This window comes from Flavobacterium sp. CLA17 (genome assembly GCF_013112255.2).
Taxonomy (GTDB): Bacteria; Bacteroidota; Bacteroidia; order Flavobacteriales; family Flavobacteriaceae; genus Flavobacterium; species Flavobacterium circumlabens.
Window position 1 is genome coordinate 4,058,206 of the sequence record NZ_CP068294.1, and the last position, 26,292, is coordinate 4,084,497.

Consider the following 26,292-nt stretch of genomic DNA (forward strand, 5'->3'; position numbering starts at 1 on the left):
CCCTTAATACAACGACTTCTACAGTTTAAGACAGTAATTGAAAGTCTTATAATTCTTATATAATTAAACGCAGAAAGGGTTCTGAATTTGATTTAAACAAAAAAAACTCACTATCTGTATTTGCATACAAATAGTGAGCTTTCAACCAAAACGACCATTTGGTTTTTCTTTCGAAATAAACATCCGACCAAGGCAGCGGGCTGTTTAATTAGCTATAATATCAAAACTTTTATCTTTAATCTTCACAACTGTCAACGCTTGTGAGTAATTTAATAAAAAAGAAACGACTTCTTTTTTTGGTTTTAAGTTTTTAGAAGCTAATGCTTTTTTAGAGTAAATTTTCGCCATACCATGAAAGTGTTTTATAATAGTATAACGGGCTAATACTCAAAATAGTATTAGTTGGTTAAAATAATTTGATGTTTATCAATAATTTTTCTCAAATTCATTAAGGCATAACGCATTCTTCCTAATGCGGTATTGATACTTACACCCGTAAGTTCCGATATTTCCTTGAAGCTCATATCCTGATACATACGCATTACCAAAACCTCTTTTTGATCCTCAGGAAGCTCTTCAATTATTTTTTTAAGATCCACTTCGACCTGATCAAAAATCATCTTATTTTCAATGGTTAAAGAATCATCCGACATAACAGAAAAGATAGAAAACTCTTCTGTTTCTCTGTACATGGGCATTTTTTTGTTTTTACGGAAATGATCTACGATTAGATTATGGGAAATACGCATGACCCAAGGCAGGAATTTACCTTCTTCGTTATATGAATTGCTTTTAAGGGTTTTGATTACCTTGATAAAAGTATCCTGAAAAATGTCGTTTGAAATATCTCTATCAGCAATCTTTGAATATATAAATCCATATATCTTAGACTCATGTCTTTTTATTAATGTCGCTAAAGCATTCTCGTTGCCTTCAACATAATTTTTCACCAATAGAGCGTCTGGAATATGCAGATCAGCCATAATACTACTTTTTTAGTTTCTGTTTAAAATTTGGAGTAATTTTTTCTAAAAAGTAATTTTATATAATAGGCGGATCTTTTTTTGGTTTTGTTAATAATCTGTTCAAATTTAACAAATAATTATTTTAAAAAGCAAATACAAACAACAAATAATTAATAATAAAATGGTAATTAATCTTAATTAAAATTAATAAATCCTGTCAAAGTCTTTAAAATTACCAAATAACAGTAAGGTTTTAACATTTAAAAAAAGAAGACAAACTCACCTAAATCACTTAATTTAAACCAGTTACATCTTCTTTTTTTAATACTATTTATAGTATTTTAATGATTATTCGTAGACGCGAACATAGTCTACATAATATTTTTGTGGCAATACAGTATCGTCTACATCAGGTCCTCCAAAATTTCCGCCGATTGCCAGATTGACAATAATGTAAAATGGTTTATCAAACGGCCAGGTATTTTCGTCCTTAACTTCGGGATTAAATGTATATACTAAAGTAGTGTCTACAAAGAATTCTATTTTATCTTTCGACCACTCTATAGCATAGATATGATATCCTTCTTCAATGGCAGGGAATTCTGTTCTTTTGGTATTGATCGTATTGCCATGGCTGTCCTGAGTATGCAGGGTGGTATATACCATATGCGGATCTCTTCCTATATATTCCAAAATATCGATTTCTCCTGTTTTTGGCCACTTCACCTCATCGATATTGGCTCCTAACATCCAGAATGCGGGCCACAAACCATGTCCGACAGGAAGTTTAGCCCTTGCTTCTATTCTTCCATATTGAAATTGTTTTTTACCTTTGGTTGTAATTTTTGTGGAGGTATATTTAGTTCCTTCTTTTCTGGCCTCTATAATTAAATTTCCGTCTTTTATCTGGTGATTCGTTTTGGTATAAATTTGCCTTTCGTTATTTCCGTAACCACATAAATCCGGACAACCGTCTCCGAGTTCGAAGTTCCAGAAGGATTCGTTTATTTTCTTTTTATTAAAATTTTCTTCCCAGATAAGCTTTCGATTGGCTTTTTGCGCGAAACAAAAGCTGCTGATCAATAATAATACAACTACTTTTTTCATAGTATCGTTTTAAAATTACTAAAATTAAGAAGGTCAGCCTCAAACTGACCTTCTCATTTCATTCTTACTAATTAATTTACAATCTATTGATACACTCTCACATAATCAATCTCCATAGAAGATTGTGTAAAAGCAGGGTCAATATTACCTCCGAAATTACCTCCCATGGCCACATTCAGGATCAGGAAAAAGTCCTTGTTGAATGGCAGGGAAGCATCATTTGCAACGGAATGAATCAATTCATCATCTACATAAATTTTTACAGATGAAGGTGACCAGATCGTTTTATAGACATGAAACTCTGTAGAAACATTCGGAACAGTTTTAGAACCTGAATTGGCGTTTCCACCTGAACGCCCCGGATAATGAAGTGTTCCGTGAATCAGGTTTTGACTGTTCCCTACATGTTCCATAATATCTATTTCGCCACAAGACGGCCAGGCATTAGTCGCATAATTAGCCCCAAGCATCCAGATTGCCGGCCAGGTTCCTCCTCCTGTTGGAAGTTTGGCACGAACCTCAACTTTACCATAAGTAAAATCATATTTACCTTCTGATTTTAATCGGGCTGATGAATAATTAAACCCGCCTGAAACTTCTTTTTTAGCTGTGATTTTTAAGTTTCCTCCTTGTACAATTACATTGGCAGCAGAATTGGTATAATTTTGTTTTTCACTGTTTCCCCATCCATTAGTACCATTTCCTAAGTCATATACCCATTTTGCAGCATCAGGAGCTCCATCTGTATTGAATTCATCAAACCATACCAAATTAGTATAATCTGTCACCGGATTCTGAATTGGTGGTGTTGTAGTGAAGATATGATACCAGGCCAGTGCGGGATTTCCTCCCATTACGGCTCTAACGACCATTCTGTTTGCTGTAATGGACAGAATTTCGTATGAACTTTGACCGATATAATACCCCATAAATCCATCATCAGAGAAGTTTAACATGGTTCCGCGGGTTTGTGTTGCGTGATCAGGGTTTTTCGAAACAACAGATTCCGATGGACTTAATGAAACTGTTTTTATTCCCCCGGTATTGTAGCTTAAACACGCATCGTCTGGTGAACTTCCTCCTGCCACACTTGCAAAAGAAGCATTAAAAAACGTTGATCCGCCATTGTCTAACTCAAATTTCAACTGACCTCCATCAAGAGAGAATGTCAATACATTTTCGTATAAACAGCTGCTTGTTGGTGAAGCCGCTTTTTCAAAGGCTCCTGCCTGATAATAATTCGCATAATAGTTTTTAGTAGCATCCCCGTCATTTTGACCTACGCCTAAATGTCCCGGCTCTGATGCTGACCAATACCATTTTTTAGAAGTGCCGGCAGTCAAAAACTGAACGGCTTCGTCATCGTTGAAATTACTTAAAACCTCAACATCAATTGTGGTATTTGATGCCACTCCGCCTTTACCCGTTGCTATAAGCGTTACGGTGTACGTGTTTCTTCCTGTTTTGGTAAAACGCTTTGTAAATTTACCTGTTGGCGAATTTTCTGAAGTTCCATCGCTAAATACGTATTTATATGAAATAGCGTTATCTGCTGTACCCACTAATTTTATCATTCCTGAACCGTCCCCGTAAGGCGCATCGGCTGTTTTCCCAACAATCTCGGCTGTTACCTTTAGATTTGTTGGCGTGTCTATTGATCCAAATGTGAAATCATCTTTCTGACAACCCGCCATAAGAAGAATCGTAAATAAGGATACTATCTTTATGATTATTTTTTTGTTCATGATTTCTTCTTTTAATTGGATTGTTTTATGTCATCAAAGTAAAAAGTTTGCCCTGCTCCTGTTACACCAAAGTCCGGGAATAAAATTACTCTGTCATATTTAATAGTTGTACTAAAGCCCGGTGCAGTTGTAAGATCATAGGTTAAAACCTGCCACGCATTTTCTACTGTCGTTATTGCATGAACTTCAATTGCTACCGTTGGATTACCGTTTCCGTCTTTTGGAGATGTTGAAAGCTCCATTTTGTACAAGATATCAGCACCCACTTTTGGTGACCAGACATTTATTTTTACGGTTGTTCCTTTTGTATAATCAAGTGTGTTCTCGAGATTTAAACTTGCTCCGCCCCAAACTTCTGCACCTGATTTTTTGTCTAATTTTAAAACTTTATCAGATAAATTAATTCCGGTTTTATTTGGATTTGCTATAATTGCTGCATCAACATTTCCAAAACCACCCCAAACATATGTTAGAGAAGCTGATTCAAAATCAAGTGGCAATTTAATAGATTCTGCGGCTGTTTTATAGAAATAAATATTATCAATATAAACATTTTTTCCTGCCGGAGTTCCCACCAACTTCAATTGAAAAATATCGGCAACCGTTAAATTCTGACTTGTAAATGCCGAAATCGGAATATCAATGCTTGTCCATCCGTTTGCTGTAAGGTTTGTCGCTACGGGTTTTTCTCCATTAGTTTTACTAATTAAAAATGTGTCGATTTTATCTAAATCTGTCGTCCAAACATCCATATGGAAATATTCCATTCCCGAAACATCGATTGTTACTCCATCTGCCAGCGCAATTCCCTGATAATTCAGATTATTGTAGTTCAGCATTTTATCTCCGGCTAAAATAAATTCTGATAAAGTAGTCGATTGTCCCCAATTTGGATAAAAATCAGTTCCGGTTATATCGGTATATTTAGCGCTGTAAATAGAAATTACATCTCCGGCCTGTCTGCTTGGCTGAGTTGGTGCCGATGTTGTTGGGTTAAGAACCAGTTTGGCTGTAACTTCAATCGTTTTTTCGGTAGTTTTTATCGCAGCACTTTTAGAAACCACACGAACGGTGTAAATTCCAGCTTCCTGATACGTATACGAAATTGATTCGCCATTGTTTGCCGAAATTGGATCCGGTTTTCCTGTTTCTCCAAAATAAACATCATAAAACAAGGCAAAATCTGCAGTTGCTTTAATCGTTATTTTTTTAGATACCGATAAATCATTGGTAACCTCAACTACTAAATTTTCAGGGGCTCTAAAAGAAACTACGACTTCTTTTTCAATTTCGGTAGTTTTTCCGTTCAGTCCCATTGCAGTAATTTTAGACTTGTAAATGCCTTCTTTATAAACGTGTGAAACGTTTGATCCGGCTCCAATATAATCAGAATCCGGGGTTCCGTCGCCAAAATTAATTTTGTATTGTGTTACGCCTTCGCCTTTAGGCACAAAAGTAACTTTACCTGTATTGTCCTGTGTTACTGTGGTCAGAGCCGATATATTTGTTGGTTCACCCAGACCATCTAAATCAATATCGCTGTTATCGCTTGAGCAGCTAAAAAATAGTGCTAAAACAAAAAGACTTATAATAGAATGTATTTTTTTCATAATTGCTGTTTTTTTAATATCCGGGATTTTGTTTCCAATTTCCGTTTGCAAACTGAATTTCTTCGATTGGAAGCGGAAATAATTCGTTTTTATTCGCTTTAAAACCAGGAATTGTTCCCACTGCTTTTCCGGTTCTTACCAAATCGAAAAAGCGGTGTCCTTCTCCAAAAAGCTCTACTCTTCTTTCGTCTGCAATAAAATCTGTAAGTGCCTCTCCGGAAGCTGAAATATCATGATTATTGTCTCCAAAAGCACGTCTTCTTACCTGATTTAAATATTCTCTTGCTTTTGCGTCATCGATTCCGCCTCTGTTGTAAGCTTCTGCAGCCATTAATAAAACATCAGCATAACGAATTGCCCTGTAGTTGTTTGGATTCGTTAAATTCAAATCTCCGGCAGCTACGTCGCTTCTTTTTCTTGGCAAATATTTTCTGTTGAAAAATCCTGTATCTTCATTTCCTTTTCCAAAGGTTACATCAGCATTTGCTGCAGCCCAGGCCGCAATATCCAATATAGCAACAGCTTTACGTTTGTCTCCGGTTTCAAAAGCAGCTGCTGCCTCCTGAGTTGGAATATTAAAACTAAATCCGGGAGAAAATAAAGGCCCTGCATAATTTCTAACGCCGCTAAAACCTACTGCAACGTTTCCTTCGCTACATTGCAAACATGGAAAACCGGCACCTTCAACATCTGTGTACTGAACTTCAAAAACAGATTCGGTTCCGTTTTCTCCTTCAAATTCAAAAATTTTATTGTAATCTGTTACTAATGAATAGGGTGATGTATTTATTAAACCCTGTAAAGTAGTTGCTGCCTGTGCAAATTTGCCCTGAAACAAATACGCTTTTCCTAATAATGCCTGAGCAGCGCCTTTTGTAACACGGCCTTTTTGAGAAGCAATTGGAGATAAATTTGCCGATGCAAAAATCAAATCAGCTTCAATTGAAGAGTAAACTTCTGCAGCTGATGAACGCGGAATCGTTTTTTCATCTCCAATTTTAAACCTCGCATCGCCTTTCATTGGTATACCACCAAACCACTTTACTAATTCAAATTGGTAATATGCTCTCAGAAAACGTGTTTCGGCTATAAGCTGTGTTTTTCCTGCAAAATCTGTTTTATTTTGAAATTCAAGTATATAATTCGTTCTTTGAACTCCCGCAAACATCCAGTTCCAGACATCTTTTAAATTGCTATTCACTTGTGTATGAATCATATCGTCTATTTGCTGAAAACCAATTACATCTGTAGGGCTTTCTCCTCCTGCCAATGTGTTATCTGAGGCAATTTCTCCCAACAAAACATTTACGTATGTTGACTGAAGCAAGTCGTAAGCAGCAATTAATGCCTGATCGTAATCTTCTTTAGAATTAAAATAATTCTCAGAATCGATCGAATATTCAGGTTTTGGATTAACAAATTCATCTGAACAAGAAGTTGTTACAGTTAGAATTACGGTTATCGTTACCAGAGTAGTAAATAAATATTTTTTCATTTTAATTGAAATTAAAAATTAATGTTTAAGCCCAATAAATAAGTTCTTGGAACAGGATAAAACCCGTAATCGATTCCGGCGCCAATTGGCGACTGTGAAACTCCGTCCTGATTTGTTGGTCCAAAGGAAGCTCCCGGATCAAAACCTTTATATTTGGTAAAAGTGTACAGATTATTTACGCCGGTATAAAGTCTTAGCTTTGTAATTCCAGCTTTTTGGGTCACTTTTGGATTGATTGTATATCCTAATTGTACATTTTGAATTCTGAGATAAGAAGCATCTTCTACAAAATAATCTGATAACACATTATTTGCTGTAGCTCCCGTAGTTACTTTTGGCACAGTAGTACTTGTTCCTTCGCCCGTCCATCTGTCTAAAACATAATCAAGACGATTGGCATCTGAAAGTACTCTTTCGTAGTTACGAACCATATCGTTTCCTACTGACGCAAATGTATATACTGCAAAATCAAGGTTTTTATAATTTAACTGAATATTGAAACCCATTGTAGCATCTGCAATTGGGTCGCCAATATCGGTTCTGTCTTTGGTATCAATTAAGCCATCATTATTGATATCTTTATAACGAATATCTCCTGCTGAAGCATTTGCTCCTAAAGCCAATTGAGACGGATGTGCATCAACTTCTGCCTGATTTTGAAAAATTCCATCGGTTATATATCCATAAAAATATCCAATTGGTTTTCCGGCTTCCATACGTGCTGCGGCCGGCTGTCCTACTCCAAAAGCACCTTGTTCGATAAAACCTGTTCCGTTATTTACTTCTAACACTTCATTTTTAAGAAAAGTCACATTATAACCTAATGACATTGAAAATGAATCTGAAAATTTCTCTTTATAATCTATCGCAAATTCAAATCCTGAATTTCTCACTGTTCCCGCATTCATTGTAGGTGCACTTGCGCCCGGAGCACCAACTCCGATAATTCCTGAAACAGGGATATTTGGTATCAATAAATCTTTTCTGGTATCGATAAAATAATCTGCTACAACAGAAAATTTATCATTGAATAATTTTAAATCCAAACCAACATCGAATTTTTTGGCTTCTTCCCATTTTAAATTTTCATTTGGTATTTGTCCTGTTGCGATTCCGTTTACTAATACACCATCAAAAACATACGTTGCTTCACCATTCAAAATACTTAAATAACCATTATTCGGGATTTGATCGTTTCCTAAAGTTCCGTAACTGGCTCTGAATTTTAAGAAGTTAAGTGTTTGGGATTCTCCAAAGAAACCTTCATCAGAAACCACCCATCCTGCTGTAAACGATGGAAAATAGCCCACTTTATTACCCGGACCAAATTTTGTCGAAGAATCTCGTCTGATCATTGCTGAAAAAAGATACTTTCCTTTATAATCGTATTGTGCTCTTCCAAAATATGAAATTCTTCTTTGATCGTAAACGTAACCACCGGTATTTAAGGCAGTTGGCAATCCTTTAGTTAAAGAAAGATCAGCAAACTCCCATGAGTTATTTGGCACATCAAAACCTGTTGCAACTGCAGAATTTCCCCATTGTTTATAAATGGTATTTCCTAATGTTGCCGTTATGTTATGGTTGTCTGCGATTTTCGTATTATAAGTTGCATAAATATCAAATGAGTAATCGTTGTCGTTTACGGTTCTTTGTGTTACAGAACTTCTTTGTACATCAAAAACTTTTCCACCATAACTTATCTGCGGATCAAATGTTTTGTTTTCACTGTTTGCTGTATTAAATCCGATAGAACTTGATAACACAAATCCTTTGAAAATTTTATAATCCAAACCAAAGTTTCCGTTTAGTTTTTTATAATTATAATCATTGTACGTATTTTCAATTTGTGCCAACGGATTTATAATTTCTGTTCCAAATCCTGTAGTACTTGGCACTAAGGTAAAATTGCCATTTGCATCATACGGACTTAATGTAGCCGGTACGTTTAAGGCGTTAAACAATACAGATCCCAGTCCGTTTTCATTAATTGTTTTTCTATTAAAATAAGTATAGATTACATTTGTTTTTAGTTTGATTTTATCACTCAAATCTACTCCTAATCCTATTCTGGCTGTATTTCTTAAGTAACCGGATTTGTCGCCGCCCACAATACCTTGCTGATCAAGGTGTGAACCACTAATAGAATAGGTAATTTTTTCAGATCCTCCTGAAATTGTCAAATCGCTGTTTAGCAACGGAACTCCTTTCCCTAAAACTTCTTTTTGCCAGTCTGTTCCTTTTCCTAAACCGCTTACGTTTGGATAAGGAAGCGCTTTTCCACCATTGGCATAACTTTCATTCAATAATAAAGCATATTCAGTAGCATTAAGAATTGACAATTTTGTCGACGCTTCCTGAAATCCTGTATAGCTATTAAAAGAGATTTTTGTTTTTGAATTTTTCTTTCCCATTTTGGTAGTAACCAAAATGATTCCGTTTGCACCAATAGTTCCGTAAATGGCTGCCTGAGCATCTTTTAAAACGGTTATAGATTCAATATCATTCGGGTTTAAAACATTCAGTTCTCCCACGTAACCATCAATAATAGTGGTTGGTCCATTTTGTCCGTTTGTAGCGATACCACGAATACGAACATCTATAGGCGCACCCGGAGCTCCGGATTGCGTTGTAACATTTACCCCTGAAATGGTTCCTTGCAAAGCCTGCTCGATTCTTGCCGGTTTCAGGATATCAAGCGTTTTGCTATCCAAGACAGAAACCGCTCCAGTTACTTCTCTTTTCTTTTGGCTACCATAACCTATCACGACCACCTCATCTAACGATCTGGCGTCGTCACTCATTTTTACGGTAATTTTGGTACCCGAAACCACAACTTCCTGTGTTCGAAAACCAATGTAACTGAAAACAATTGTAGTTCCTTTCGGGAGACCTGATAATTTAAAAGATCCGTCAAAGTCCGTGGTTGTACTTTGCGATGAACTTTTAACTTTTACATTCACGCCAGGCAATGATAAACCTGAGCCATCCAGTACGGTTCCTGTTACATCCAAAGTCTGCGAAAATGCAAAAGATGTAAACAGCAGCAATACCATTAGTAATAATTTAGATTTCATAATTAGTTAGTTTTTATTGAAAGCTAAATTTATCTTATCCTTTTAAGAATAAATCAAAATTAACCTCAACAAAAAACATACATCATAAAAAAAACCAATTAAAATTAAGATATAACAAAACAAGCCTACATTTTATAAGAAATTATGAATGTTAATTTTATTAACATTTAAATGTAAAAAGTACAATAAAACGTTAATGTTGTGGTGATGTATAGGTATTTTTAATAGAATTTGACTTTCCTATACAGCCAGAATATACTCCACTAAACCGATTTCGTGCTGTAAATCCATTTTTTTACGCAAACGATATCTTTTTATTTCTACGCTTCGAACAGAAATATTAAATAAAGGTGCTATTTCTTTTGACGAAAGATTCAGTCTTAAGTATGCACAAAGGCGTAAATCATTCGGCGTTAATAAAGGATGGATTTGTTTAATTCTTTTTAAGAAATCCTTATCGGCACTATCGAAGGCTTCCTTGAATATTTTCCACGAATCCTCCTCGGTTATATTATTATTAATGGTTCTGATTACCGATTTGATATTTTTGTTGTCGTCCTGAGTGGTTTTCTTCAAATCCTCTTTAATAAAGGCCAGCAGCTCATTTTTACTGTTTAAACTCATCGTCGAAACAGCCAGTTCCCTGTTTTTATTATCAACATCCTGAGACAATTGTTCGTTTCGCAGTTTCATGAGCTGTTGTTCATTCTCCAGCTCTTTTATCTCTAATAAAAGATTGTTCTCTTCAATTAGCTTTTCTTTCTGTTTCTGATAGAAATTACGGTACGACTTGTTGATAAAATAAGCCAGGACTAGAATCAGCAGAAAATAGATAAAACAGGCCAGATTCGTCAGGTACCACGGTTTTAGAACCACAAAGCTATAAACAGCACTGTTTTGCAAAATGGTATTGGCATATTTCGCCCTTACTTTGAAAGTGTATTTCCCGGGTGACAGATTTTTAAAATTAACCGACGATTTGGTACTCCATTCACTCCAGTCATTTTGAAATCCTTCCAGAAGATACTGATATTCGGTATTGATGTATTTATTGTACTCGGGAACCGTATAGTTTAAAGTGATATTATTTTCGGTTGATTTAAAACTTCCTTCTTCATTTAAAGCAACATTATGTAAGATTTGGTTTTGCTTATTGATTGAAATTTCAGCAATAGAAACACTATAGTTCTTAAAGCTTAAATCATCAATGTTAAGAATGTAATAGCCATCTGTAGTTCCGATTAAATAAGTTGATTTTGAAATCTGCCTTATATTCTCAAAACCCAGCATCGAATTGGTTAAGGAAGACGGAATCGGGATGATATTTTGTTTTAACTGATTACTAAGTTTACTGGCAGAAAAATAATGAATGTAGTTCTTGGAAAAAAGCCATATCCGGTTAGAATCGTCTACAATCAATTTACCGGATGTATATTCGTCTTTCTCGAAAATAGAACTTAATAATCTATCTTTTTCAAATTGTTTTGATTTTGAATTTAATTTAAAAATTCCTTCTTTACAGGCATAATAAATAGAATTATTAAATTTTATTAAACTTGCATTTTTTCCTTTTTTTGGCGTAGAATAGGCATAGACTTCTTTTGTTTTTAAAAGAGACGGATCCAGTTTCAGCCTAAAAATACCTTTGTATTCATGGCTGACATACACTTCAAGAGTATTGGTGATTTCAAAATAACGGGAAGAATAATCAAAGCCTTTTATTTTATTTTTAAACTTCCATTCACTTCCTGTTTTTTCCAAAACCGAAATCCCATAATAATTGCCCTGTAACAATTGATTTTCAGCATTAGGAATCCGCTCTAATTTCCAGGTGCCGGAACCCGAAAAAATACTTTTTGCAGCGGTACGATCAATAATAAAAGTTCCCGAATCATGCCCGCAAAAAAGCGTATGATCGTAAACAAACAAGGACCACACCTGACCTTTTGTTCCGCTTATAAACTGAAAATCTTCATTGCTTTTGTATTTCCTGCAAAACAACCCCTGATTTGTTCCTACATATAATATGCCGTTGTATTCAATCGAAGCATATACGGTTCCCAAAACTCCTGTGTCATCCGTAAAACTATGCACTGGCGTCTGTAGGTTGATACAATTGATTCCGTTATCAAGGCCGATCCATACATTTTGGTCTTTATCTTCAAACAAAGACAAAGCGGTGTTGTTACTCAGGCCTTTACTTTGTGAAATGTGATACTTTAACTGGCCTTGGTCTGATAAAATAAAAACACCGTTCGAAACTGTCCCCAGTGCATAACTCCCATCCTGAAGACGCTGGCTGCTGTACACAAAACTCGATTTTAATTCTGTGTCGACAGCGGTTCTAAATGGTGTTAAAGTTGCTCCCGAGAGTTTATAAAATCCATCCAGTTGGGTTTGAATCAGCAAACCATCGTCAAGGGTAAAAACATTTACAATAGTATATTTTTTTAAAACAGGATGATCAGAAATTAGTTTTCCTTTTCCGGCTTCTATCTCAAAAAGACCCTCATTTATCGTCTGATAATAAATAGAGGTTTTGGTACTAAACGATTTTATAACACCGTTTTTAGGGGAAATAATTTTGAAGCTTTTCGTTTTGGTATCGTAAATATAAATTCTGTTTAAGGACTGAAATAAAATCCAGTGATCGTATTTTAAAATGTTCCAGAACTGCTCATCGTCAAGAATTTTAGCTTTTATTGTATCACTTAGCGAGGTATATTTCAGTTTCCCGTTTGCCTGCCTGGTCCAGTAGCCAAAATTCATGTAACATCCCGTGTAAATCTTATTATCGATTACTTTCACGGAACGCATGATCGTTTCATTTGGAGTTGGATATAATTTCCAATTGGTTCCGTTATATTCCAGAAGACCTTCGTTATTGGCAAAATACAGATAATTCTGTTCATCCTGCGAGATCATCCAGCTTTGGTTCCCGGCCCCGTAAATAGTCGATGGGTATTTTACAATTGGTGGAAGTTCCTGAGAAAACAGGATTACATTCATCAAAAAACAAAGTATAGAAAATTTAGTTTTCAAGTTTAGCCGTAGTATTAATTTATTACAAAAACAGTTCTAAAATAGCTTATTTTCTATTGAAACAATGAATTTTTAGTAAAAAAAAGAGCAATGCCGAAAACATGGCAATTTTGGAACAATTAGTTAAAATTTGGAACAATGGGATTAACAAAACTCAATTCAAAATTGATTACTTTTGTAGAAATTGACTTTTTTTTATGCAAACTGACCTTTCTACACTCGACCCGAAACATAATATTATCATTAAAGGAGCACAAGTACATAACTTAAAAAATGTAGATGTAGCGATTCCCAGAAATAAACTTGTTGTCATTACAGGGCTTTCCGGATCCGGAAAATCGAGTCTGGCATTTGATACTTTATATGCTGAAGGACAAAGACGTTACGTGGAGAGTCTGTCTTCTTACGCGCGTCAGTTTCTGGGACGTTTAGACAAACCCAAAGTAGAATATATCAAAGGAATCGCTCCGGCGATTGCGATCGAGCAAAAAGTAAATACGACCAATGCGAGATCTACAGTAGGGACTTCGACTGAGATCTACGATTATATGAAACTTTTGTTTGCCCGGATTGGCCGAACCTATTCGCCTGTTTCCGGTCAGGAAGTTAAAAAGAATACCGTTTCAGATGTCGTTTCAGATGTAAAAACATTAGAATTAGACAGTAAATGGCTTTTGTTGTCGCCTATTCACCTCGAAGAAGGCCGACAGCTGGAAGACAAATTAAAAGTACTTTTACAACAAGGTTTTGCCCGTATTTTAGTCAATAACGAAATGGTTCGTCTGGATGAATTTGAAGCTGCTGATCTTCATCAGTTAGACAATAAAGATATCCTGCTTATTATAGACCGAATCGTGGTCAAAGAAGAGGAAGAATTCTATAACCGTCTGGCAGATGCCGTACAGACTGCTTTTTTTGAAGGAAAAGGAATTTGTTATTTACAGGAATTAAACTCAGAAAAACGTTTTTCGTATTCTAATAATTTTGAATTGGATGGTATTACGTTTTTAGAACCAAATGTTCATTTATTTAGTTTTAACAATCCATACGGTGCCTGTCCGGTTTGCGAAGGATACGGAAATATTATCGGAATTGATGCTGATCTGGTTGTACCGAATACTTCGCTTTCTGTTTTTGAAAGTGCTGTTTATCCCTGGAGAGGCGACAGCATGAGCTGGTACAAAGACGAACTGGTCAAACATGCCTACAAATTTGATTTCCCGATTCACAAACCTTTTTTTGAATTATCTGAAGAACAAAAAGAGGTGCTCTGGAAAGGAAATCAGTATTTTCAGGGGCTAAATGATTTCTTTAGGGAATTAGAAGAAAAAAATTATAAGATTCAGAATCGGGTGATGCTGTCCCGTTACCGCGGAAAAACAAAATGCCATGCCTGTCGTGGAAAACGCTTACGCGTAGAAGCATCCTATGTAAAAATAAACGGTAAAACAGTTTCCGATTTAGTCGATTTACCGATCAAACACCTGGTTACTTTTTTCCAAAATATCGAATTAAACGTTTACGAACAGCAAATCGCAAAACGTTTAATGATCGAAATCAATAATCGCCTGTCATTTTTGACGGAAGTTGGTCTTGATTATCTTACCCTTAACAGAAACTCTGCCACACTTTCGGGAGGAGAATCACAACGAATCAATCTGGCGACCTCTTTAGGAAGCAGCCTGGTCGGGTCTATGTATATTTTGGATGAACCAAGTATTGGTCTGCACCCAAAAGATTCTGAACGATTGATTAAAGTCTTGCTTTCACTTCGTGATTTAGGCAATACGGTTATCGTGGTAGAACACGACGAAGATATTATGAAAGCGGCTGACATGATTATTGATATAGGTCCGGAAGCCGGTACCTATGGAGGTCATCTTGTCGCTCAGGGTACTTATGATGAAATATTAAAATCGGAATCCTTAACGGCCCAATATTTAAATGGTGATTTAGAAATAGCGGTTCCCAAAAAGAGAAGAAAATTCAAAAATCATATTGAAATTATCGGTGCGAGGGAAAACAACCTGAAAAATATCAATGTTACTTTCCCTTTGGATGTTTTAACGGTGATCACTGGAGTTTCAGGAAGCGGAAAAAGTACGCTGATCAAAAAAATCCTGTTTCCTGCCATGCAGAAAAAGCTTGAAAACGCAGCAGAAAAAGCAGGTCAGTTTAGCGAAATAAAAGGCTCATTTTCTCAGATAAAACATATCGAATACGTAGATCAGAATCCAATCGGAAGGAGTTCGAGATCTAATCCCGTTACTTATATCAAAGCATATGATGATATTCGTGATTTGTATGCCAAAGAAAAACTATCTAAAATAAGAGGATACCAGGCCAAACATTTTTCTTTTAATGTTGATGGAGGCCGTTGCGAAACCTGTAAAGGAGAAGGCTCTATAAACGTCGAGATGGTCTTTATGGCCGATGTGCAGTTACCTTGTGAAACCTGCGGAGGCAAACGCTTTAAAAAAGAAGTTTTAGAAATTACTTTCGATGATAAAAACATCAATGACATTCTAACGATGACTATTGATGATGCGATTGCTTTTTTCGAAAAAAACAAGCAGGCAAAAATCACTCAGAAATTACAGCCGCTTCAGGATGTAGGATTGGGATATGTTCAGTTAGGACAATCCTCTTCTACGCTGTCAGGGGGTGAAGCGCAACGTATCAAACTAGCCTCTTTTTTAGTAAAAGGTGCCACAAAAGACAAAGCTTTGTTTGTATTTGATGAACCTACAACCGGATTGCATTTTCACGACATCAAAAAACTGCTGGCTTCTTTTGATGCCTTAATAGATAAAGGGCATTCCATTATTGTAATTGAACACAATCTTGATCTTATAAAATGTGCTGACTGGATTATTGATTTAGGCCCTGAAGGCGGAGAAAACGGAGGCCATTTATTAGCCGTTGGAACTCCGGAAGATATTGTGAAGGTAAAAGAATCGGTTACGGGAGTTTATCTGAAGGATAAATTATAAGTTCCTCATTAAAAAAATAAAGCGGCCAGAATCCTATTATTCTGGCCGCTTTATTTTCTAATAGCTTGTATTAAGCTACTAAACACCTTTCTTCAAAAGGCAATCCATCTTCATCAATTGCAACTAATATTTTTTTCTGCTTTGAGGCTTCTATAGTAAGATAAAGCCAAGCGAATGACCATAATCCTAAAGTCAGACAAAAAATAATAAAATTCAAACCATGATTGACAACCTTCCCTCCTTTTGACAGAACTGCAAAAAGCAATTCGTCATTTCTTTCCTCTAATGTAAACCCCTTGTGAACTTTCTTTGATATCATATTAGAAAATACCTGAAAGCTCTGTTCCTGACTCAGTTTATTGTTTCTCATAATGGGCAGATTAAATTAATCCAAATTGTGGTATATAAATGTTAATTATTTCTAATACAGATAGGGATCTCCATATTAAGCAAACACGTTAAAATTACTTTTATTGCATTTTCTAAGATATTTTCCATTAGATCTTCATACTAATATCAAATTCTTACATAAATTTAATTTTTATTAATCAAATAACAAAAAAAAAATATGTTAAAATTTAAACTTTAAAGAAGAAAATCAACAACTTAGCTCTTATTTACGACCTCAAAACAGTTGGATTACAATTCCTTTTTAAATAATTTTCAGGAATTGTTGTTGTGTTTCTATCCCTTAACGCTTTATAATGTAGGAAATAATCTCCAGTACTGCGACATTATAATGAATTCTGAAGAATTAATTTGACGAAGAATTAAACTGAAACAATATTATACGTTATTTCTTATAAATATTTATTTAGAAAAGAAACATACAATCAATCACAAGTTTTTTTTGCACAAATGCAAACCTTAAAATTTGAGAATATTGAAGGCAGACATTGCCTAAATCGCGGTAAATGTGGTCAAATCTTGTGTAAAGTTCTCTTTAAATTTTAATTCCAACTCTTTTTAAAAGTCCCTGGATAACCTGATTAATCTCCGGCGAGATATTAAATTTATAATTCAGGTAAATATAAAGAATCGTTACTAAAACCGATTTTAATGCGATGCTGATCAGCTGATAAAAAGGAAATTCCCAAAAATAAAACACTAAGAATAATGCAAATGTGATCAGAATAGAATGTATGGTCTGTTTTGTAAACGGATACAAATGAAGCTTCTTAACCACAAACTGCAATTTGGCCAGACTGTATAATGTAATGGACAATAAAGTAGCAAAGGCCGAACCTAAAATACCTTTAATGGGAATAAAAATCATATTTAGAACAAAGGTTAAAAACACCAACATCAATCCTAAATACAAGACCATACGATAATATTTAGTATTAAAAATAATAGCATTATTGTTCCCTAAAATCAAATCGAAGTATTTGGAAATTCCAATCATAAATACAACCGGAATTCCTCCGCTATACTCTTTCGGCACCAATTCGTACAATTGATTGATATTTACAAAAATACACAGCATTACAAAACCACCCACAAACTGAAGGTTTATTGAGGTTTTCTTGTATAAACTATTTAATTCGTCGTGTTTGTTTTCATGCATTAATTTTGCAGTAATCGGATATACAATCTGGTGCATGGCCCTACTTGGAACCGAAATTACCAACGCAATATAAGTCGCCACCGAATAATAAGCGATGTTTTCAATTTTCATATACTGATTCAGCATCAATTTATCTCCGTCTAAAAGCAGATTCGCTACACTTCCCGATAAAATAATAAAGAAAGTATACTCCATTACACTTTTTACATTTTCCGGAATTGTAATCTGGAAATTGGGCCTTTTAATATAAAAAGCATAAAACATCGTGATAATAAAGGCAACAAAATAAATTACTGCTGTAACATAAACAAATTGAACCAAACTGATCCAGTGAAAATATAAACCGATCAAAGCAACAGTAGAAAATAACCTTAAACCGACTTCTTTTATAAAATTGCCAAAAACAGAATGCATATGCACTCTCGCCCACGCATAAAAAATCTCAAAATAGGCCATACAAATCCCAATAAACGGAATGAGGTACATAAATTCCTTAACAACGGGATTTTCTTTCGAAACAAAGGCTGTAATATCATCAAAGAAGAACAAACCAATGATACCTAACGGAATACACATAAGGATAGGAAACAATGCTGTAAACGACAGAAACTGCTCTCTTTCTTCTTCCGTTTTGTATTGGGAGTAAAACTTGACTAACGTATTTTGCATTCCGATAGCGAAAAGAGGCATAATCACATTTGCAGCAGAAAGAATATAGTTCGTTAAAGCATAATAGGTTGCGCCTAAAAAAACAGGATATAAGTAAAGTGTATTGATAGCCCCAATTCCGAAGCCGATATAAGTAATAATGGTGTTCTTGAAAGACTGGTTTAAGACAATACCCATGTTTTGATTGCAGAGTTTAGATTGCAGAGTTTAGATTTTTGATTTTCTACTCTTTTATGATTTTTGAAATTATTATTGCCTTTGAAATGGTTCTCTTAACTAATCAATTCTACCAATTGTCTGGTAAGATTTTTTCTCGAATATTGCTGTAAACCAACACCATTCGCTTGTAATTTTCCTTCCAGAAATTGATTATAAAAGTCCAAAATTACACTTTTTAGCTTCGCTTTTTCAGAATAATCGAAAAATACACCGGTATTTGTTTCTTTTACAATAGCTGCAAAATCAGAACCTTGCGGCCCAATCGCTACTATAGGACGATTTGATACCATGTATTCAAACAATTTTCCGGGAATGATACTTTTGGTATCTTCCGAATTGATTTCGATCAACAGCAAAACCTGTGATTTCTTTTGATGCGCAATAGCTTCATGATGTGAAACATAACCCAAAAGATTCAAATAAGGATTGAGATTAAATTGAGCAATAGCATCCAGTACTTCCTGACTGACGGCACCAATTAATTTAATTTCCAGATGAGCTTTAAAATCCGGAATTTCATTCAGTAATTCTACCAGAGATTCCCATAAAAATTCAGGATTCCTATCGGATAAAAAGGAACCGATATGCGCCAGCGTAAATTTGGTATCTAAAGCCTGTTTTTCAACATTTTCGATATCATAACCATTAGTAATTACCGAAATTGGTTTGTTGGTAATGGCCTGAAACTCTGTTTTGGTCGTTTTACTCGTTACAATTATGGTATCTGCCGAATTAAGTACTTTATGTTCTAAATTTTTATGTCTTTTAGCTGCGTAAGAAGATAAGCGCAGTGCTTTGTGATACCCGATTGTTGTCCAGGGATCACGAAAATCTGCCAGCCATTTTATGTCTAGTTTTTGTTTTAATTCCAAACCAATCAAATGAAGGCTGTGCGGTGGCCCGGAGGTTACAATGGTATCAATATTATTATCTCTAATATATTTTTCAAGATAAACTACCGAAGGTTTTACCCAAAAAGCCCGTGCATCCGGAATAAACAGATTACCACGAATCCAAAGAAAGGTTTTATCTAAAAAGGTTTGTTTTTTCTTTTGAGGAAAAATTCCGGAACTGATTTTTTTGGTTTTATTTTTTGAAAAAACAGAAGCCAATTGGTAAGGTTCCCAGATTTTATTTTTCAGGACAATTACCTGATCAGAAATTTCACTGACTAAACCTTCATCTACTATTGGATAAGTTGGATTTTCAGGAATATACACAATAGGCTGAACATTAAATTCAGGTAAATATTTGACGAATTTCAACCAACGCTGCACGCCAGGACCTCCAGCAGGGGGAAAATAGTAGGTAATTATTAAGAGTTTTTTTTGTTTCAACTTATTTAATTTCTGAGAAGCCAGCTCTTGCCAATTATGTGTGTCTTTATCTATCATTATTTACCTTACCTAATTCCTCAATGTCTAAAATATCCTTAGGTCTATTTGCTGCTTTTTTAGCAATAATTAAATTATCATAATCAATAAAATAAACGGGAGTTTCGCCTATCATTACAATTGTAGCGTCTTCTAATAATGAAGAAAAAGATTTATGTTCTAAACCCTTTACTGTAGTCATAACATCCAATCTCAGACCATAATTTAAACTGAAATCGGTCCAGCCAGGAATGAATTGCATAGTTTCGATAGTTTCAAAATCTCCTAAATTAATTGACTTTAACGCCTTTCTTAAATTAACCCGATTTTCAAAGGTATCTTCTAAATAAATATCAATATCTCCAGTGTTTCTATTGTAGCCATATATGTTTACTGCAAACCCACCAATAGTTATATATTTAACTTTATTTTCGAAAAAACTATTCCATATAGCAACTATTTGCTCATTCATCGTTTTTTAGATTGAATTACTGTAGCCGTTTTTAAAGTATAAGAAACTTCAATAATTGCCATCAATCGTTCTAATCTTTCCAAATAAGAAAGAGATTTTATTTCAGCTGTTCTTTTAGCTTCCAACTCTTTTGGAGTACCAAAACTTAACACGTTTTTTTTCATTGTTCAGTCTTTAAAATACATCTGCAAAGATACTAAATGAATTTGTCAGTAAATTAAAGTTTCTATTCTTTCTTCTTTTTCCTTTCAAAATAAACCCCGCCAATCAATAACAACAACATTCCTATTGTACTTATCAATGTTATGGTACTTCCTGTTTTTACGACCTGTGGTTCAAATTTAAACTCTACAGTATGTTTTCCTCCGGGAATTTCCATGGCTCTTAAAACATAATCTACAGGAAAATGATCTGTTAATTTACCATCAATATAAGCATTCCAGCCATTTTTATAATACATTTCAGAGAAAACAGCCAAACCGTCTTTTCCGTTATCTGACTGATATTTGATATAATTGGGTTTGTATTCCACCACTTTAATCGTTCCGGTAGTATCCCATTCTTTTTTTAAACGGGCGCTTCTAAATTTACCTTCATGTTCACGAACATTAAAAACGGCCACTTTTTTAGTATCCAAATGATCTAAAGCTTTCATGACATCGTCCGGTTTATTGACAAGCCTTACATTGCTTACAAACCATGCATTACCATTCGTATCAGGATTGACTGTTGGAATTTCATTTCCTTCTTTATTAGTTTGGATAACATACTTAACATTTAACATATTAAGAACTTCAATGTTATTTTTCGCGATTTGATAATCGTACAATTGTTGCATTCTTCTTGGCCTTACAGCACTGTAACCACCAATCGTTTTATGAAAATAAGACGATCTTCCCTGTAATTGTCCCTGTGTATCAAAAACACGATAAATTGAAGTATCTTTTAATATCTGTGAATCGGTTGGTGTTTCCTGAAATGGCGCTGCAATTTGTACCGGACTTACAAAATCTTTCGCAGAAACATATCTTTTATCGACAAAAAACAAATCAAAAATCATCAAAAGACCCACGATGATTAAAGTCGTATTTTGTGAAAATTTATTTTTAATAAACAACCATAAAATTCCAAAAGTAACTACGATAAAAAAACCAGAACGCAATAAATCAGCAGAGTACAAACTCATTCTGTCTTCTTTCAAAGCATCAACAAAACCAGGTCCGTAACTTTCCAGGAAATAACTGTCGCTGCTTCCTGTAAAATGAAACATGCTTTTGGCAAAAACTAAAATCAGCAAAACCCCAAGTCCGAAAGCTCCTGTCTGAACCAGGGCTTTTTGTTGTAATTTTGGTTCGTCTTTCGCTTTAAAAAACGATTGTAATCCCATAACAGCCAGTACAGGAAAGCACAATTCGAGAATAACCTGAATCGATGAAACTGCCCTGAATTTATCATACATAGGAATGTACTCAATAAAGAAATCAGTTAATAAAGAGAAATTCTTTCCCCAAGAAAGCATTAAAGTGAATAATGCGCCTGTAAGAAATACATATTTTATCTTTCTTTCATCAATAAATAAGGCTAAAACGCCTAAAAAGAAAACTACAACTCCTATATATGCCGGTGCAGAAACTATCGGCTGATCTCCCCAATAAGTTGGCATTCCTGAAACAAAATCCTGTGCTTGTGCAGAGGGAACTCCCTGTTCAAGCATAAAAGAATACATGCGGCTATCCATACCTACATTTTCATGACTGGAACCTCCAAAAATTCTTGGAGCAATTAAATTTAAACTTTCTGCGATACCATAACTATATTCAGTAATATAATCTGTAGTCATTGCAGCGGTAGTTAAATTTTTAGAACCATCCGGATTAAAAGTTAATTCACTTTTATCACGAATACTATATTTAGCATATTCGCTTGTTGCAAGCAAATTACCGGCATTGGAACCAATAGCAAAAATTCCGGCAACTAAAAGAACACCAAATGAAATTAAAAGTGGCTTATATTCTTTTTCTTTAAAGAAGTTAAAAGCAAAATAACCGGAAAGAATCAATAGGAAAATCAATAAATAATAGGTCATTTGAAAGTGGTTGGCATTAATTTCTAATGCAACCGCAAACATGGTGAGCAAGCCTCCCCAAATATATTTTTTCTGAAAAACCAGTATAAATCCGGCAATAACCAAAGGCATATAAGCTATGGCATGCGCTTTAGCATTATGTCCGACTCCTAAAATAATAATTAAATAGGTGGAAAAACCGAAAGCGATCGCTCCGATAAAAGCTTTTAACGGATCTGTTTTTAAAACCAGTAATAAGCCGTAAAAACCTAAGAAGTATAAAAATAAATAATCTGCAGGACGTGGTAAGAAACGCAATGCATCATCTAATTTGCCAACGTAATCGTTAGGATAGTTGGCTCCAAGCTGATAGGTCGGCATTCCGCCAAAAGCAGAGTTTGTCCAATACGGCTCAACATGTTCTGTGGCTCTAAAATCATTTTGCTCTTTGGCCATTCCGGTATATTGTGCAATATCGGACTGGAAAATTTGTTTTCCCTGTAAAACCGGGTAAAAATAAATTAAAGAAACGAGAATAAAGCCCAATATAACAAGGGCGTGCGGATAGAACTTATTTACTATTTTCAATTTAGGCAGGTTTGGTTAAATGATGAATCCTATTTTATTTAGGACACAAACTTAATCTATTTCTTCGTAATCAACATAATCTCCCACTTTTTTGGTTTCACGGGGATTTTTTGCATTCGCAGTATTGATAATGATCTCATCATTATTGCGTTGCGTTTTTTGCCATGAATTATCCTGGCTATATTGTTGTTGTCTCTGAAAATTCTCCCCTGCTTTTTCTACAGCCTTTTTTACCAATACAGGCAAAAAGATTCTAGCTAAAAATTTAAAAATATAATAAAAAGCCACGATGTAACAAATAGCTTTTATTAAACCTGAAAAAGATGCTTCTTGCATAATTGTATAATTTTTTTCCAAAATTAATAAATCCATTGTTTAAAATTAAAATATCAATCTTAAATAAATAATAAAATATAGTACATTTGAAATGCGTTATTACTTTTTAATCAAAAATTACGTTTATGTTAAAAGCTAAAAACTTATTTATTGCTGCTTTCTTTTTTACACCACAATTATTTTTCGCACAATATACCGATGTCATCAACTCCAACCGTCCCGGTGAAACCATGTCGGCTTTTGCTGTCGGGAAATCTGTTATTCAGGCAGAAATTGGTATTTACGGGATAAAAGAAAAGCATGATTTATTAAATTATGATGCAAATGGTTTTGGTACTGATTTAACATTCAGATATGGCGCTTTTCTCGAAAAACTGGAATTTATCCTTGATTTACAGTATCAGATGGAAAGTTTTGATACTCCCTACAACAATTATAAAAAAAATAATTTCAGACAAACCGTTTTGGGAGCAAAATATTTAATTTATGATCCTTTTAAAAACTACGAAAAGACAAAAAACATTTACAGCTATAAAGCCAATCACAGATTTGACTGGCATCAGTTAATACCTGCAGTTTCTGTTTTTGCAGGAGCCAATTTCGTTGGTAAAAACAATCCTTACTCTTTTTCTCCGGAGTCCAGCATTTCTCCAAAAGTGGCCTTAATTACTCAAAATCAGTTTGGAGGCGGAAAATGGGTTTTTGTGACTAATATTATTGCCGATTATATTTCTACAGATTATCCGAGTTATGGTTATGTATTAACTTTAACGCACGGTTTTAATGATAAATGGTCCGGTTTTGTTGAAAACCAAGGTTATAAAAGTGACTATTACAGTGATGCTATCGTTCGTGGCGGAGCAGCCTACCTGCTGAATCCCAATTTACAGGTTGATGCTTCTGTAAGCACTAACTTTAAAGGTACGCCTTCTATATTTTATGGAGGAGTTGGTGTTTCATGGCGCTATGATACCAAGTACAAAGAAACCCAAATGGAGTTTAAGAAACAATCCAGAAAAGACAAGAAAAAAGATCCTAAAGATCCGGAAGGTGTGAAATCCAAAAAGGAAAAGGAAACAGATTATCAGGAACAGGAAAGAAAACGTAAATCTAAGTACGAATAAAAATAAATAACCAAATCTCTCTTAGGAGATATTTTACAATACGATTTAATGATTACAATTAAAGAAGCCAAAACAAAAAAGGAATTAACAGAATATATCAAATTTCCGTTTTCATTATACAAAAACAATCCATACTGGGTTCCGCCCATAATTGCTGATGAATTAGAGTCATTTGATAAAACCAAAAACCCTGCTTTTGATAATGCGGAAGCTTATTTTTATCTGGCCTATAAAAACAATGAAATTGTTGGAAGAATAACAGCAATCATCAATTGGTCTGAAGTTAACAATCAGCATAAAAGAAAAGTCCGTTTTGGATGGTTTGATGTTGTTGATGACATCGAAGTTACAAAAGCTTTGCTCGAGAAGGTTTACGAATTAGGAAAACAAAACAATCTGGAACATGTAGAAGGACCAATGGGATTTTCGAACCTGGATAAAGTGGGCGTTCTTACCGAAGGTTACGATCAGATGGGAACCATGATTACGTGGTACAATAACCCGTATTATGTCACTCATTTTGAGCAATTGGGTTTTCAGGTGGAGAAAGAATATATCGAAAGTATATTTCCGTTCTCGAATGTGAAACCCGAATTTTTCCTTAAAGCGCAGGAATTAATCAAAAAAAGATACGGCTTACGATCGTTAACCTTCACCAAAACAAAAGACATTATGCCACATGTGGACAAAATGTTTGATTTGTTTAATGATTCTTATGCCAAACTAGCTTCATTTGTAGCTATTTCAGATGTTCAGAAAGAATATTTCAAAAAAAAATATATCAGTTTCATCAATCCCGAATACATCAAGTTTGTTGTAGATAAAGACGATAATCTGGTGGCTTTTAGTATAGTGATGCCTAGTTTTTCCGAGGCTTTACAGAAAGCAAAAGGTAAACTGTTCCCATTTGGATTTATTCATTTATTACGAGCACGAAAAAAGAGTAAAGATGTCGTTTTTTACTTAATCGGAGTTCATCCGGATTATCAAAACAAAGGGGTTACTGCTATTATTTTTGATGAATATTTTAAAACGTTTTCGGAAAAAGGAATTCAAACCTGCATCAGAACGCCGGAATTAGCAGAAAACACCGCCATTCATTTACTTTGGAAAAATTTTGATCCCAAAATTCACTGTCAGAGAAAAACGTATTTGAAATATCTTTGAAAAAGTATTCAGTCTCAGTCTCAGTTGACAGTATGGTAGCCACGTAAACTGAGACTGAGACTATAAAAAAAATCCATTCGCCTCAACGAATGGATTTTTTTATAATGGAAGATTTTTTTATTCTACTTTACAATCAACTTTTGACAATACAACTTTCGGGTCAAACTTTAATTTTGTTTTATCTTTAAAGCTTACCTTATTATTGGCATCGACGATATCTCCGTAACCTTCAATAAAAGTATTTTCCCTTTGAAGAAAAGCAACTTCTCTCACGGACGAAACTCCTTCTGACATGAAAGTGTAATCTGCAATCAGCGTATCTCCTTTCATATTTCCTATAATAGTTCCTTCATTTTTATCCTTACCAGATAAAGCATAACTCAGTTTTCCGTTCACTTCCTGGTGGGAGTTCACATTAAAACTTAATTCAACTGTACTATTATTTGCAGTTGAAGCATAACACTGATCTCCCGATGGCTCAACAATTTCAGCCTCTTTTGGCGGACTAGGAGCTATTTCTACTGGTTCCGGTGCTTTTTTACAGGAAGTAAATAAAGCCAAAGCGATTATGGTTAATGCGAGTAGTTTTTTCATAATATTTGTTTTTAGTAATTTTAATATAAATTTAATTCAAAATAAAAAAAAATCCATTCTTTATCAGAATGGATTTTTTTACAT

Annotated in this window: 19 protein-coding genes; 3 read left to right on the forward strand and 16 right to left on the reverse strand. The window is 34.7% G+C overall.

What is annotated here, in order from left to right:
- Positions 1 to 204: 204 nt before the first annotated feature.
- The 8 genes from HAV12_RS16710 to HAV12_RS16745 all read right to left on the reverse strand — a co-directional run bounded on the left by HAV12_RS16710 (position 205) and on the right by HAV12_RS16745 (position 13,008).
- Positions 205 to 348, reverse strand: coding sequence for a hypothetical protein (locus HAV12_RS16710; protein ID WP_171570675.1), 144 nt, complete (start codon positions 346 to 348; stop codon positions 205 to 207).
- 50 nt (positions 349 to 398) lie between these two features.
- Complete coding sequence (locus HAV12_RS16715) at positions 399 to 983, reverse strand: RNA polymerase sigma factor (protein ID WP_127337092.1); 585 nt, start codon at positions 981 to 983, stop codon at positions 399 to 401.
- A 330-nt stretch (positions 984 to 1,313) separates the two neighbouring features.
- On the reverse strand, positions 1,314 to 2,072 hold the full coding sequence (locus tag HAV12_RS16720; RefSeq protein ID WP_171570676.1) for a family 16 glycosylhydrolase: 759 nt from the start codon (positions 2,070 to 2,072) through the stop codon (positions 1,314 to 1,316).
- An 83-nt stretch (positions 2,073 to 2,155) separates the two neighbouring features.
- Positions 2,156 to 3,817: a family 16 glycosylhydrolase gene (locus HAV12_RS16725; protein ID WP_171570677.1), complete on the reverse strand. Its 1,662-nt coding sequence runs from the start codon at positions 3,815 to 3,817 to the stop codon at positions 2,156 to 2,158.
- Between the two features lie 11 nt (positions 3,818 to 3,828).
- Positions 3,829 to 5,427 (reverse strand): hypothetical protein, encoded by a 1,599-nt coding sequence (locus HAV12_RS16730; RefSeq protein WP_171570678.1) that lies wholly within the window; start codon positions 5,425 to 5,427, stop codon positions 3,829 to 3,831.
- A 13-nt stretch (positions 5,428 to 5,440) separates the two neighbouring features.
- Positions 5,441 to 6,922, reverse strand: a complete 1,482-nt coding sequence (locus HAV12_RS16735) for a RagB/SusD family nutrient uptake outer membrane protein (protein ID WP_171570679.1) — start codon at positions 6,920 to 6,922, stop codon at positions 5,441 to 5,443.
- 11 nt (positions 6,923 to 6,933) lie between these two features.
- The gene (locus HAV12_RS16740; RefSeq protein WP_171570680.1) at positions 6,934 to 9,999 is read right to left on the reverse strand and encodes a TonB-dependent receptor; all 3,066 of its coding nucleotides are present in this window, start codon (positions 9,997 to 9,999) and stop codon (positions 6,934 to 6,936) included.
- A 240-nt stretch (positions 10,000 to 10,239) separates the two neighbouring features.
- Entirely contained in the window at positions 10,240 to 13,008 is a 2,769-nt protein-coding gene (locus HAV12_RS16745; protein ID WP_171570681.1) for a triple tyrosine motif-containing protein, read from the reverse strand.
- A gap of 230 nt (positions 13,009 to 13,238) precedes the next feature.
- Between HAV12_RS16745 and uvrA the strand changes: the two genes are divergently transcribed.
- Positions 13,239 to 16,034, forward strand: a complete 2,796-nt coding sequence (gene uvrA / locus HAV12_RS16750) for an excinuclease ABC subunit UvrA (protein WP_171570682.1) — start codon at positions 13,239 to 13,241, stop codon at positions 16,032 to 16,034.
- A 70-nt stretch (positions 16,035 to 16,104) separates the two neighbouring features.
- Here the strand turns inward: uvrA and HAV12_RS16755 are convergent, their stop codons facing one another.
- The 7 genes from HAV12_RS16755 to HAV12_RS16785 form a co-directional block, all read right to left on the reverse strand.
- Positions 16,105 to 16,404, reverse strand: coding sequence for a hypothetical protein (locus tag HAV12_RS16755; RefSeq protein WP_132037815.1), 300 nt, complete (start codon positions 16,402 to 16,404; stop codon positions 16,105 to 16,107).
- Between the two features lie 573 nt (positions 16,405 to 16,977).
- Entirely contained in the window at positions 16,978 to 18,447 is a 1,470-nt protein-coding gene (locus HAV12_RS16760) for a lipopolysaccharide biosynthesis protein (protein WP_171570683.1), read from the reverse strand.
- Between the two features lie 95 nt (positions 18,448 to 18,542).
- Positions 18,543 to 19,826, reverse strand: coding sequence for a glycosyltransferase family 4 protein (locus HAV12_RS16765; protein WP_171571707.1), 1,284 nt, complete (start codon positions 19,824 to 19,826; stop codon positions 18,543 to 18,545).
- A gap of 46 nt (positions 19,827 to 19,872) precedes the next feature.
- Positions 19,873 to 20,334 carry a DUF6036 family nucleotidyltransferase gene (locus tag HAV12_RS16770; protein ID WP_171570684.1) on the reverse strand — a complete coding sequence of 154 codons (462 nt, stop codon included), beginning with the start codon at positions 20,332 to 20,334 and terminating at the stop codon, positions 19,873 to 19,875.
- Positions 20,331 to 20,498 carry a hypothetical protein gene (locus tag HAV12_RS16775; RefSeq protein ID WP_171570685.1) on the reverse strand — a complete coding sequence of 56 codons (168 nt, stop codon included), beginning with the start codon at positions 20,496 to 20,498 and terminating at the stop codon, positions 20,331 to 20,333. Before HAV12_RS16775 ends, HAV12_RS16770 begins: the two co-directional genes overlap by 4 nt.
- Positions 20,499 to 20,560: 62 nt before the next feature.
- Positions 20,561 to 22,987 carry a YfhO family protein gene (locus HAV12_RS16780; protein WP_171570686.1) on the reverse strand — a complete coding sequence of 809 codons (2,427 nt, stop codon included), beginning with the start codon at positions 22,985 to 22,987 and terminating at the stop codon, positions 20,561 to 20,563.
- A gap of 51 nt (positions 22,988 to 23,038) precedes the next feature.
- Complete coding sequence (locus HAV12_RS16785; protein WP_238698651.1) at positions 23,039 to 23,359, reverse strand: DUF4834 family protein; 321 nt, start codon at positions 23,357 to 23,359, stop codon at positions 23,039 to 23,041.
- A gap of 89 nt (positions 23,360 to 23,448) precedes the next feature.
- On the opposite strand from HAV12_RS16785, the gene HAV12_RS16790 reads away from it, so the two are divergent.
- Positions 23,449 to 24,447, forward strand: coding sequence for a transporter (locus HAV12_RS16790; protein WP_171570687.1), 999 nt, complete (start codon positions 23,449 to 23,451; stop codon positions 24,445 to 24,447).
- Positions 24,448 to 24,495: 48 nt separating this feature from the next.
- Complete coding sequence (locus HAV12_RS16795) at positions 24,496 to 25,614, forward strand: GNAT family N-acetyltransferase (protein ID WP_132037810.1); 1,119 nt, start codon at positions 24,496 to 24,498, stop codon at positions 25,612 to 25,614.
- Between the two features lie 117 nt (positions 25,615 to 25,731).
- Here the strand turns inward: HAV12_RS16795 and HAV12_RS16800 are convergent, their stop codons facing one another.
- A complete protein-coding gene (locus tag HAV12_RS16800; protein WP_171570688.1) occupies positions 25,732 to 26,208 on the reverse strand; it encodes a hypothetical protein in 477 nt (158 codons plus the stop codon).
- Between the last annotated feature and the right edge of the window lie 84 nt (positions 26,209 to 26,292).